The following is a 12,024-nucleotide window of genomic DNA, read 5'->3' on the forward strand; positions in this document are numbered from 1 at the left end:
AAAGGAGCACTGTTTTTATTTCCTAAGAAATGTTTCTTCACGATCATTTTTTGTATGAATTTTCCATATCGGTGAAATCGCTTTTCCTTGAAAACGATCTTTTGCTACGGTGTACCAATAATAATCTTCGTTTGGCTTTAAGCCTTTCCACTCAAAGCTTGCTTTTTTGCCGCTTTTTACGCCGCGCGCCTCTCCTAACAAAACATTTGTGTACACATTGAGTTCAAAATAGTTGGTTTTGACAGATTTCATTTTCGGCGTCAAATCCACATCGATTGAAAATTCATCCTGATCTCCATACGTTTTAGGATCGTAGAAATGCTCTTGATTCATGTAAGGTGAGTATGTCGTAAAATGAAGCTGGTTTTTTTCTTGATCGGCTGTTATCAATCGCATAAACCCTTGTCCACCTTCAGGCCCTGACTGATAATCGGCGAGTATTTGATATACTTTCCGGTCTACTTTACCATCCTTGTCATCGTCAAGCTCATCTACTTTCCTGCTCGCTCCGTGATAGTGACCGCTAAATACCGCCACTATATTGGGATGGCGTTTCACTACCTGGTGGAAGATGAGGTCGCCAATCGGACTGCGGTTGCCACTGACCAACAAATACTCATGGAAATTTAAAATGACGATACGGTCTGGATGCTCAGAAATCACACGGTTCAACCAATCAATTTCATCTTGCTTAATCCCCCAGCCCATGTATACCATCATATAATCATTGCCACTGGCAGAGATGAGATCATAATGACCTCGATTGTTTTGATAGGATTCACCATAGTACGGTTTATTTGCAAAGCGTTTCTCACCGAAATATTTCCCATATTCCGCATAAAAACCGTCCTTATGTCGAACATCATGATTTCCTGCTAAAACACCATAAGGAATCTGATGCTCATCTAACACGCGCATAAACGTATCGGCTCGTTGCCATTGTTTATCTTTTGAATCATCCACAATGTCACCTGTATGGAACACATATTGAATGTTTAACTTTTCTCTCTGGTCTCTGATCCACTCGACCATTTGTTTAAAGATATGAGGATAGCTCTTTGCATAATATTGTGTGTCAGACATCCAAACCATCTTATATGGCTTTTGCGCTTTACTGATTTCATCCTGTACAAGCAAATCAAACGTATGATTCTTCATGTACTGTCTGACGGACAGCAGTCCTTTCAGGTAAAATTCCTTTTGATCCTTAGCAAAATGATGAGTAATTTTATCCCACTTTTCTTGCTGATGATTCCATGCATACATGGTCACCTTTCTCCCTGTCAATGAACTCCCTTTCCATATCGCTTCGACGACATCCTTTTCACGTACATCTTGATGAACCTTGATTTGAAAACGATGATAGGGAAAACGATGTAAATCCTTCGTTTCAACTGACTTACCATCAGCAAATGCAATGCGATTCCTTTCTTCATGAGAAAAGATCATTTCTCCTTTTTCGTTAAAGCTCTTTGGCGGTTCTGTCTCCGCTGCATATTTCAAAATGTTCATTGATGGATGCAACGATGTATATTGATACGCACGGTAAAAGGAATAATCCAGCTTATCATTCGTTGGATCCTTGGTGAGCACAGTTTGCTTTGACGATTTCATTTTCGTCTTATCTGCTACACGCTCTGGTGGCTCAGGATGTTCATGTACCGTCTTGAATTCCTTTTTCAACGTTGACATGTTTCCCGCTGCATCCTTTGCTTTAATTGTCAACGTGTGCTCCCCCGGGTTTAATTCGCTAGAGGACGTCTGGTATGGCAAGGAAATTGGCTTGCCATCTACATATGCTTTCATCTCTTCTATGCTACTCCAACGATCCGTTACCTTTGCTTTTAACGTAAAGGCTCCTTTATATGGATCCTTTGTTTGGACGTTGGTTTTAATTTTTGGACCCGTATTATCGACCATCACATGTACAGATGCATGCTCGTCTGATGTTTTGGCCTCAATCAGGTGCGGCCCCTCTTTCAACTTTCTTGTATCCCACTTCATAAACGTTGAAACATAAGCTTCTTTTGGTATTTCAAATTGAAATGTTCTGACCTTTTTGGCGTTACCGCTGTCTCCCATTCTCCATTCTTTTTCCGGCTTTGCATTGATTGGAGGAATTTGAGTTCCATTCGATAAAATCATCCGGACGTTTTTTAGTTCAAAATCATCGTGATTCTCACCAGGCAACCGATCAACTGGAGAAGATTTTGTTCCTGCATGGAAGGAGATCGATTGGAGACCTGCTTTTTTCATCTCTGCTTCTGGTATTGGCATTGTATAGGTACGATACACTTTTGTCGAATCATCAAAAATTGAAAGTAAGTGCTTACCTATGGACACACCATTTTTAAAATATAAATTTGTCCCTTTGACATCAAATGCAATATATGGATCTGCTTCAAGGGCAGAAAACACTTGCTGATTCCGCTTTCCATCTATCAATAATTCAATGCTTTTTTTCTGATCAGACGTTGCTTTTAATGGATATAATCCTGAAACCGTATCTCCTTCTTCTACATTGAATCGAAGGCCATGAGCTTTGCTAACTTGCTCCACATCAATCATTTTTTTCATCGTCATTGCTGTATTTTCACCGTCTGACGCTTCAAGCTGATATTCCAATTGTTCTTTACCAATCAACTCAGGTGAGTAAATAATATGATGAAATAATCGGTCATTATGATCTTTTTGAAGCAGTATTTCCTTAAAATCATCTTTTCGATTTGTTCGATAGCGAAGCTTGACGGTTTTGACGACCTGATCATCCTGTACATCTGCTTTAATCTCTATGCTTTCAGTTGGTTTCACTGGTTTCCTCACTGTCATATCTTCAATCACAGGTTTATGGATATCTTGAGAAATTTCTTTTTTCTCAGATGGAATTTGTGCTTTTAGCACTTTGCCAGGCGTAGGCTCTTCTTCAATTTTCGAGATTAGCTTCATTTGCGAAGTACCGTCCATTGGATATTTGAACAGCAAAGATTTATGCTCACTAAACCATGATGGCTTCAAGCGAAATGCTGCTGAAGAAATCTCCTCCCCTATATTCGTTGTAATGGAAACAAGACGAGATTTAGAGTTGGACAGCCCTTTGCTTTCGATGACAGATACATGCTCTCCCTCTTTTAATTGACTTTTGTACATGGCATTGAAGTCCGCTACAGTTAAATGCTCCTGTCCTTTTTTCCTCAGCCAGAAAACATACGGTTTTCCAGGTGAAAGAGTGACTGGATTTGTGTGAAAGGAATACACATCATCCATTTCGGTTCCTTGTGCAGGATTGCGGTAGCGAAGCTGATAATGTTTAAGAGAGATAGGCTCATGTGTTGTGTTATATACCTCAATAAATTCAAATGCATCTTTGCCTTTGCGATTTTTTGAATTGACAACAATTTCTGTGATGACTAAGTCCGGAATGCGCGAAAGATCCTCTTCAAATCCATTTAAGTGGACAGATTGTTCTGCCGTTTTGATCACGGACTTTTGCGTAAGAAACTCTGTATAGTAACGAACGGTTGAATTCCATAATTGATCTGGCGGAATTTTCGCGGTAAATTCTGGCTTCATACCTGGCAGCCGTTCCATTGGGATCAAACGGTACCCTAGCTCATCACTTTGTTTATAATACAAGTTCGCAGACAAAATTTGTTCCGGATCCGTAATCGACGCACGAAACTGGAGATCACGGCTTTTTTCCCCTAGAACTGGACGGACATCCACATGAAAGGGATCAAAGATAAAAGGAGAAAAAGGCTTGTCCGGTATATTGACCTGTGTTTGAATAAAAGGCCCTGCTGAAGCAGGCTGATTGAAACAAAAAAGAATGATAAAAAAACATAAAAGCATGATTTGTCTGCTCACGTTCACCATCGTGCACCGCCTCCCTTCGGATATTGTGTCTCCTGAAGGAAGTTTTTATGTCAGATGAAACGGAGAATCGATACAAAATGGGTCAAAAAAAAACCGTTAGCTTTTTTTCGCTAACGGCTCCACAATTCCTTTTTGTATCAACAGATGGAAAATGGATAAGATGACAGCCATCCAAATGGCCGTTCCAAACCCATCAATATTAAAACTATCGCCCATAAAACTTGATGTCATCATAAGTGTGATGGCATTAATCACAAATAAGAACAATCCTAGTGTAAGAACGGTTACTGGAAGCGTTAAAATGATCAAAAACGGCTTCACTAAAATATTGAGCAAGGATAAAATGATACTTGCCACAATGGCTGCGCCAAACCCTTCAATATATACGCTCCCAAGCCCTGGCAGAATGCCTGAATCAAAATATCCAGCAATGACGATTAAAAGTAATGCATTGACTAAAATACTGACGATCCATCTAAGCATTTAGTTAGTGCCTTCTTCCGGAACAACAAAATACCAGATGAAGTAGACCAAGAAAATCGGCATAAATGCTGTCATAAATCCGATGATGACCGTTAATATGCGAAGCAGAGATGCATCGACCCTTAAGTATTCGGCAAGTCCACCAACAACACCCGCTATTTTTTTATCTGTTGCTGAACGATAAAGCTTCTTCATGTAGAATCACTCCTTGTCTGATTGGTGCTTTACTTGTATTGAACCTGTTTTTGTTTCTGCAAAAATGGATATACTGTTCACTGCCTGTTGGTTGGCTTTGATCATTTTCTCTTTTTGTAATGTCTCATTTTTCTCTTTAATCATCTCTGCATCAAGCAAATCGTGAGAAATAGACCCAAGATTGCTTTTCAGCTCAGCGGTCACTGCACAAGCACGCGGGATCTGGACGTCCACACTGCCTGTTGTCGTTTTCGCATAAATGGAACGGCACTTCTCATCCGACAGCTGAACAGCAATGTTTCCGTTAAAGCTTTGGGCATCAATTGACTCACTTTTCCCGCGCAGGTCAATAAGCCCATTAATGGTTTCTACTTCAATCATACCACACTCGTGATCCGCCAGTTTAATTTGTCCATTTGCTGTTTCAATTCCAACCTTTTCCGCCTGTAAAGAGGCAAAAGAGACAACACCATTGGTGGTTTTCGCAGTAAGTTCTTTTGTCTTTAGCTTTTCCCCGCGGATCGGACCATTAAACAGCTTAACTTTGATTTTATCGTATTGGATACGTGGCACATATAAAGTGACATTGACTTTCATTGTCTTCTTTTCGGTCCGGATAAAAAATTTATCTCCTTCGAGGCCACAGTCCAATTGATTGAGAAATTGCTGTCTTGCCTGCTCTCCGTCTTCTGCACGGTAGATTTTCGCATGGCATTCTGCTCGAATATCGCCATCGTCCCAAGGCATCACATTGAGACTGCCGTTCGCCAATTGAATATCTAAATGAGAAAGTGAGGCGTCTTTGAACTGAAAAATGTGCTCAACGTCGACCGACTGTCCAAAGTTCAAATCAAGATCTACGTCTTTCACCTTTTTCACCGCAGAATCTAACCAGCCAAACAGCTTTGCACCAAGATTTTCTGTACCAGTTCCTTTGCTCTCCGTGCCTGCTTTTTCTTCATGAAAGGTGTGATCAACCGTTGATTTTTCTAATGAAACAGATGGATTTTCCTCCAATTTTTCAAGCAGCGTAATCGCTTCTTTTGCAGATAATGTCCCGTCTTCTACTAATTTTAAAATGCGTTCTTTTTCATTCATACAAAGCCCCTCCTACGATTTGATGGATTGAAGTACTTTAATACCTTGAATGATATTCCAAATGACAGAGATCAAAAAGCCAATAGCGACTAAAAAGGACAAGATGAGCATCGTGATCACTGGCATAAGTGAGTCACTTGCCTGTGTCGACAATAAAAATGGGATAGACCCAAAAACCAGCAACACGCACGCTGCGACTGGCAAAACATGTGACCATAATGCCCGCAACGCGTGCCGTTTCGGTTCCTTTTGGTCGACTACAAAATATGCCACGATCGGTACAATAAACGGCATAAAAAATACACTGAAATAACAAATTGATGCAATGATCGACTGATCTCTATTCATATATATTCGCTCCTTCATGATGAAAATTCCTTTCTAACTCATACGTTTATTGCGTATCAAAAGTTTCAAAATCATTCAATTTACATATGACCTTAGACACAAATTACATCTTTTTGCACCTAAGTGTAGATTCTTCACGGATTACCCTTTAAAATATGTTGAAAAGATGGTGATTATCATTATAGGGGGTAATTATTTTGACAGATCATCATAATACTAACCACACGGCTCAAACGCTTTTAGACCTTATACAGAAACAAAAAAGCATGAACAGCGATATGATCAGGGAGCTTGAGACCATTCATCCGTCTCATCCACAGTATGGTGATATCCGTTATTTAAAAGTACTGCTCGACAGCAGCAGCACGCATATTTTAAAGGATTTAACGCAGCTCAGTCATTTAATGCCAAAGGAAGATGCGCAATAAAAGAAAACCCCTCTTAACGAGGGGTTTTTTTATGATGAAGTCACACTTTCTGTTTCTTTGACCAACTGTTTCATTCGTTTACGGTCACGCTCTAAAATAGGCTTTAAGTATCGACCAGTGTAAGAAGCTTTTTCTTTTGCAATTTGCTCAGGAGTCCCAGAGGCAATAATCGTTCCGCCGCCAGCACCGCCCTCTGGTCCGAGATCAACGAGGTAATCAGCAGCCTTGATAATATCAAGGTTATGCTCAATCACTAGCACCGTATCTCCGTTTTCGACCAAACGCTGAAGCACTTTTAATAAACGGGCAATATCATCCACATGCAGACCTGTTGTCGGCTCGTCTAAAATATAAAGAGACCTTCCGTTTGAACGGCGGTGAAGCTCAGATGCCAATTTCACACGCTGGGCCTCTCCCCCGGACAATGTCGTCGCAGGCTGTCCAAGTGTAATGTACCCTAGTCCAACATCAAAAATCGTTTGAAGCTTCCGCTTAATTTTCGGGATGTTCTCGAAAAATTGGAGTGCGTCCTCCACGGTCATTTCAAGCACATCAGCAATGTTCTTCCCTTTATATGTGACCTCAAGTGTCTCGCGGTTATACCGTTTCCCGTGGCACACCTCACAAGGCACATACACATCAGGTAAAAAGTGCATTTCGATTTTAATGATGCCATCTCCGCGACATGCCTCACAGCGTCCACCTTTGACGTTAAAGCTGAATCTCCCTTTTTTATACCCTCGTACCTTTGCTTCATTGGTTTGTGCAAACACATCCCGCACATCGTCAAATACACCTGTATACGTGGCAGGGTTGGATCTTGGCGTACGGCCGATTGGAGATTGATCAATATCAATCACCTTATCTAAATGATCCATTCCTTTGATTTCTTTGTGCTGTCCTGGCTTCGCCTTCGCTCTGTGCAGTTTTTGCGCAAGTGATTTTAATAGAATTTCATTCACAAGCGTACTTTTCCCTGAACCAGACACCCCAGTCACAGCTGTAAAGACGCCTAGAGGGAACTTCGCATTGACGTTTTTCAGGTTGTTTTCTTTTGCACCTTTGATCTCAATATAGCGGCCGTCAGGCTTTCTTCTTTCGATCGGCAGCGGGATAAATTTCTCTCCAGATAAATATTGTCCTGTTAAAGATTTCTTGTCCTTCATGACTTCTTCCGGCGTTCCAGCTGAAATCACTTCTCCTCCATGAACTCCTGCTCCAGGTCCAATATCAATCAAATAATCAGCGGCTAGCATCGTATCTTCATCATGCTCTACGACAATGAGGGTATTCCCGATGTCGCGCATGTTTTTCAATGTCCCGATCAATCGGTCATTATCACGCTGATGCAGACCAATAGATGGTTCATCTAATATATAAAGAACACCTGTCAGCCTTGACCCGATTTGAGTCGCCAGACGAATCCGCTGCGCCTCTCCTCCGGATAGTGTGCCAGCCGAACGGCTCAATGTGAGGTAATCTAATCCCACATTATTTAAGAAGGACAAGCGCTCTTTGATTTCACGTAAAATGAGCTGAGCAATCTGCAAATCTTTCTCAGACAACTCGATTTCACCATATAAATCAAGGGCATCAGAGACAGACAAATCAGTGATTTCTCCAATATGTTTGCCATTGATCAGAACCGCAAGCGTCTCTTTTTTCAGACGATATCCTTTACATGTCGGACATGGCTGGTTCGCCATATATTTCTCCATTTGCTCACGAATATAATCAGAGCTGGTTTCTTTATAGCGTCGTTCAATGTTACGAAGAACACCTTCAAATTCAATTTCATTTTCACGTACCTGACCAAAATCATTTTCATATTTGAAATAAATCCGTTCAGAGCCGCTACCATATAAAATTTTATCGAATAAATGCGACGGTATATCTTTCACTGGAATGTCCATGTCGATGCCGTAATGTGTACATACTGCCTCAAGAAGCTGAGGATAGTATTGTGAGCTCTGCGGCTCCCAAGGGGCAATGGCATGCTGTCGTAATGTCAAATCCTTATTAGGAATGACAAGCTCAGGGTCAACTTCTAGTTTAGAGCCAAGCCCATCACAGCTCGGACATGCACCAAAAGGACTATTAAATGAAAACATTCTCGGCTCAAGCTCACCAATAGAAAATCCGCAGTGCGGACAGGCATGATGTTCACTGAATAACAGCTCTTCTTGTCCAATCACGTCAATCATCACACGGCCTTCACCTAGTCGCAGCGCCGTTTCAAGGGAGTCAGACAGCCGAGCCGCAACGCCCTCCTTCACCACGATTCGGTCAATCACGACTTCAATGGAATGCTTCTTGTTCTTTTCAAGCTCGATCTCTTCTGATAGATCTTCCATCTCTCCATCGACTCTTACTCGCACATAGCCTTGCTTTCGAATTTGATCAAGTACTTTAACATGTGTTCCCTTGCGGCCAGATACGACCGGCGCAAGCACTTGCAATTTCGTTCTTTCTGGATATTCTAAAATACGATCTGTCATCTGCTCAATCGTTTGGGACGTAATTTCAATCCCATGTATCGGACAAATAGGTTTCCCAACTCGAGCATACAAGAGTCGTAAATAATCGTAGATTTCAGTAACGGTTCCAACTGTTGATCTAGGGTTCCGGCTCGTCGTCTTCTGATCAATACTAATCGCCGGAGAAAGACCTTCAATGGCATCTACATCCGGTTTATCCATTTGACCGAGAAATTGGCGCGCATACGCTGAAAGAGATTCAACGTACCTGCGCTGACCCTCTGCATAAATGGTATCAAAGGCAAGAGACGATTTTCCTGAACCAGATAAACCCGTGATGACCACTAGCTGGTCACGCGGGATATTCACATCAATATTTTTAAGGTTGTGGGCTCTAGCACCTTTCACCTCTATTCGTTCCATAGCCATCAGGCAATCATCCTTCCGCTTTTAGCTCTAGCAATAGATCTCTTAATTCTGCTGCTTTTTCAAAATCAAGCGCTTTTGCTGCATCTTTCATTTCCATCTCGACCTTTTCGATCACTTTTTCTCGTTCTTTTTTGCTCATTTTTGACAGCTTTGGTGCTGCATTTGTTTCATATTCTTCCGATTCTTCATGTATCTTTGTTGCTTTAATGGCATCTCTAATTTTCTTATGGATGGTTTGCGGAGTAATTCCATATTTCTCATTATACGCCTCTTGCTGCTCTCGTCTTCGCTTCGTTTCTTGAATCGCAATATCCATTGATTTGGTCATTTTATCTGCATACATAATGACCCGGCCTTCCGAATTTCTCGCGGCACGGCCTATCGTCTGGATGAGGGATCTTTCAGAGCGTAAGAAGCCTTCTTTATCTGCATCTAAAATCGTCACGAGCGAGACCTCTGGAATATCCAGTCCTTCACGAAGAAGGTTGATTCCCACAAGCACATCATATTTTCCAAGACGCAAATCGCGAATAATCTCAATCCGCTCAAGGGTCTTAATTTCTGAATGCAGATAATTAACTTTGATTCCGATCTCTTTTAAGTAATCTGTAAGATCTTCAGACATTTTCTTCGTCAGCGTCGTCACAAGCACACGTTCATTTTTCTCAACCCGCGCATGAATTTCTCCAATTAAGTCATCAATTTGCCCTTCAATCGGACGCACTTCAATGATTGGATCAAGTAAACCTGTTGGACGAATAATTTGTTCCACAACCTCAGGTGTTTTCTCAAGCTCATAAGGACCAGGAGTGGCAGATACATGCACAATATGATTAATATGCTTTTCAAACTCATCAAAGGTGAGCGGTCTGTTATCAAGTGCTGAAGGCAGACGGAATCCGTGATCAACCAACACTTGCTTTCTTGCTTGGTCCCCGTTGTACATCGCACGGATTTGCGGGATCGTCACATGTGACTCATCAACAACAATCATAAAATCATCCGGGAAATAATCAAGCAATGTGTAAGGTGTTGAACCAGGAGGACGCAAGGTCAGGTGCCTTGAGTAGTTCTCGATTCCTGAACAAAAGCCCATTTCTCTCATCATCTCAAGGTCATATCTTGTCCGCTGCTCAAGGCGCTGCGCTTCTAGCAATTTTCCATTATCTCGAAGTTTTTCGAGCTGCTCTTCAAGCTCTTGTTCAATATTAATAATCGCTTTTTCCATTTTTTCTTCTCTTGTGACGAAGTGAGATGCTGGGAAAATAGCCACATGCTCACGATCACCGAGTATTTCTCCAGTGAGTGCATCCACTTCACGAATACGTTCAATTTCATCACCGAAAAACTCCACTCTGATACAATGTTCATCACGTGAAGCAGGAAAAATTTCAACGACGTCTCCTCGTACTCGGAAGGTTCCGCGCTGAAAATCTATATCATTACGAGAATACTGAATGTCCACCAGCTTACGAAGAAGCTGATTGCGTTCAATCTCCATTTCAGTACGTAAAGACAGCACAAGCTCTCGGTATTCCTCTGGCGAACCTAAGCCATAAATACAGGAGACACTGGCAATGATGATGACATCTCTCCGCTCAAATAACGAGGACGTAGCGGAGTGTCTCAGCTTATCAATCTCATCATTGATGCTGGCATCCTTTTCAATAAATGTATCAGTCTGAGGCACATACGCCTCTGGTTGGTAATAATCATAGTAACTCACAAAATATTCGACAGCATTATTCGGAAAAAATTCCTTGAACTCGCTGTATAGCTGACCGGCAAGTGTCTTGTTATGCGCAATGACAAGTGTCGGTTTGTTCACTTCTTTGATCAGGTTGGATACAGTAAAGGTCTTTCCCGTACCTGTAGCACCTAACAGCGTTTGATGCTGTTTCCCCTGATGGATCCCCTCAACAAGCTTTTCAATTGCCTTCGGCTGATCTCCTTGGGGCTGATAGTTAGAAACTAATTCAAAGCGGTCACTCACATCAAAGCCTCCGTTTCGTTACGAAATCTATCTAATGAATATATTATCATAAAAGAACACAAAAATACGAACTAAAGTTCGGCTCTTACTTGATTTTTATTTCCAATACAGTCATACCCTCTCTTCAATACCAAATAACCCTCTTGCGAAAACCTTCCTTTCAGTATGGAACATTTTGGTGAGAGATATTCGATGAGCAGAAAAAGAGAACAAAAGAAAGCTGCACTCACTAGAATTCGTAAGCACAGCTTATAAAACGTCATCTTTCTGCCTAACACGCTCTTGATGATGATATCAATGATTTTTTTCAGCCTTTTCTCTCTTTTCAATTTCTTTTTTAGCCATATATAATGCCCCAGCTACTAAAGAAATGATATCTAATCCCACAATAAAGTAGGTTTCTGTATAGCCCTTCATGTACGAGGCAAATAAAAGCGCTGCTGTTAATGCAATGCCCACATAATGATTATAAGTAACCTTTGAAAATAAAATAACGAGCAGGAAAGGAAAAACAAGTGCAAATATGGCTTTTGTAATCACAAAAACCCTCCCTCTTCTTGGTCTACTCCCTTGATTATAGTAAAGATTGGCATATTGAACAATTCACAGTTTTCAATTTCACCTATTTTTCTTTCTGTTCGGAGACTTTTGTTATAGATATAGAAGGAAATTAGTGAGAATGTCCCCTTTGTAAAGATAG

General features: G+C 41.2%; 9 protein-coding genes. 1 reads left to right on the top strand and 8 read right to left on the bottom strand.

All coding sequences use genetic code 11. From position 1 onward, the window contains the following. Positions 1 to 15: 15 nt before the first annotated feature. The 5 genes from NSQ36_RS16255 to NSQ36_RS16275 all read right to left on the bottom strand — a co-directional run bounded on the left by NSQ36_RS16255 (position 16) and on the right by NSQ36_RS16275 (position 5,997). Positions 16 to 3,873 carry a metallophosphoesterase gene (locus NSQ36_RS16255; protein ID WP_339206123.1) on the bottom strand — a complete coding sequence of 1,286 codons (3,858 nt, stop codon included), beginning with the start codon at positions 3,871 to 3,873 and terminating at the stop codon, positions 16 to 18. 96 nt (positions 3,874 to 3,969) lie between these two features. Then, a complete protein-coding gene (locus NSQ36_RS16260) occupies positions 3,970 to 4,356 on the bottom strand; it encodes a phage holin family protein (protein ID WP_003213568.1) in 387 nt (128 codons plus the stop codon). After that, positions 4,357 to 4,551: a PspC domain-containing protein gene (locus tag NSQ36_RS16265; RefSeq protein ID WP_003213763.1), complete on the bottom strand. Its 195-nt coding sequence runs from the start codon at positions 4,549 to 4,551 to the stop codon at positions 4,357 to 4,359. A gap of 6 nt (positions 4,552 to 4,557) precedes the next feature. After that, positions 4,558 to 5,649: a DUF4097 domain-containing protein gene (locus NSQ36_RS16270; RefSeq protein WP_050944296.1), complete on the bottom strand. Its 1,092-nt coding sequence runs from the start codon at positions 5,647 to 5,649 to the stop codon at positions 4,558 to 4,560. Positions 5,650 to 5,661: 12 nt separating this feature from the next. Then, positions 5,662 to 5,997 (bottom strand): hypothetical protein, encoded by a 336-nt coding sequence (locus NSQ36_RS16275; RefSeq protein ID WP_012011387.1) that lies wholly within the window; start codon positions 5,995 to 5,997, stop codon positions 5,662 to 5,664. A gap of 197 nt (positions 5,998 to 6,194) precedes the next feature. Here NSQ36_RS16275 and NSQ36_RS16280 point away from each other — a divergent pair, with 197 nt between their 5' ends. Then, entirely contained in the window at positions 6,195 to 6,425 is a 231-nt protein-coding gene (locus NSQ36_RS16280) for a hypothetical protein (RefSeq protein ID WP_003213489.1), read from the top strand. Positions 6,426 to 6,454: 29 nt separating this feature from the next. On the opposite strand, the gene uvrA is transcribed toward NSQ36_RS16280, so the two are convergent. From uvrA to NSQ36_RS16295, 3 genes are all read right to left on the bottom strand, one after another. Then, complete coding sequence (gene uvrA, locus NSQ36_RS16285) at positions 6,455 to 9,331, bottom strand: excinuclease ABC subunit UvrA (RefSeq protein WP_050944298.1); 2,877 nt, start codon at positions 9,329 to 9,331, stop codon at positions 6,455 to 6,457. A gap of 7 nt (positions 9,332 to 9,338) precedes the next feature. Then, entirely contained in the window at positions 9,339 to 11,324 is a 1,986-nt protein-coding gene (uvrB, locus tag NSQ36_RS16290) for an excinuclease ABC subunit UvrB (RefSeq protein ID WP_050944300.1), read from the bottom strand. A 294-nt stretch (positions 11,325 to 11,618) separates the two neighbouring features. After that, the gene (locus NSQ36_RS16295) at positions 11,619 to 11,864 is read right to left on the bottom strand and encodes a CsbA family protein (RefSeq protein ID WP_003212837.1); all 246 of its coding nucleotides are present in this window, start codon (positions 11,862 to 11,864) and stop codon (positions 11,619 to 11,621) included. Positions 11,865 to 12,024: the final 160 nt, after the last annotated feature.

Source organism: Bacillus sp. FSL W8-1143 (assembly GCF_037965155.1).
GTDB classification, from domain to species: domain Bacteria; phylum Bacillota; class Bacilli; order Bacillales; family Bacillaceae; genus Bacillus; species Bacillus pumilus.

Coding starts and splice junctions, on each gene's coding strand:
- NSQ36_RS16255 (WP_339206123.1), bottom strand. CDS start 3,873: ATGGTGAACGTGAGCAGACAAATCATGCTTTTATGTTTTTTTATCATT.
- NSQ36_RS16260 (WP_003213568.1), bottom strand. CDS start 4,356: ATGCTTAGATGGATCGTCAGTATTTTAGTCAATGCATTACTTTTAATC.
- NSQ36_RS16265 (WP_003213763.1), bottom strand. CDS start 4,551: ATGAAGAAGCTTTATCGTTCAGCAACAGATAAAAAAATAGCGGGTGTT.
- NSQ36_RS16270 (WP_050944296.1), bottom strand. CDS start 5,649: ATGAATGAAAAAGAACGCATTTTAAAATTAGTAGAAGACGGGACATTA.
- NSQ36_RS16275 (WP_012011387.1), bottom strand. CDS start 5,997: ATGAATAGAGATCAGTCGATCATTGCATCAATTTGTTATTTCAGTGTA.
- uvrA (WP_050944298.1), bottom strand. CDS start 9,331: ATGGCTATGGAACGAATAGAGGTGAAAGGTGCTAGAGCCCACAACCTT.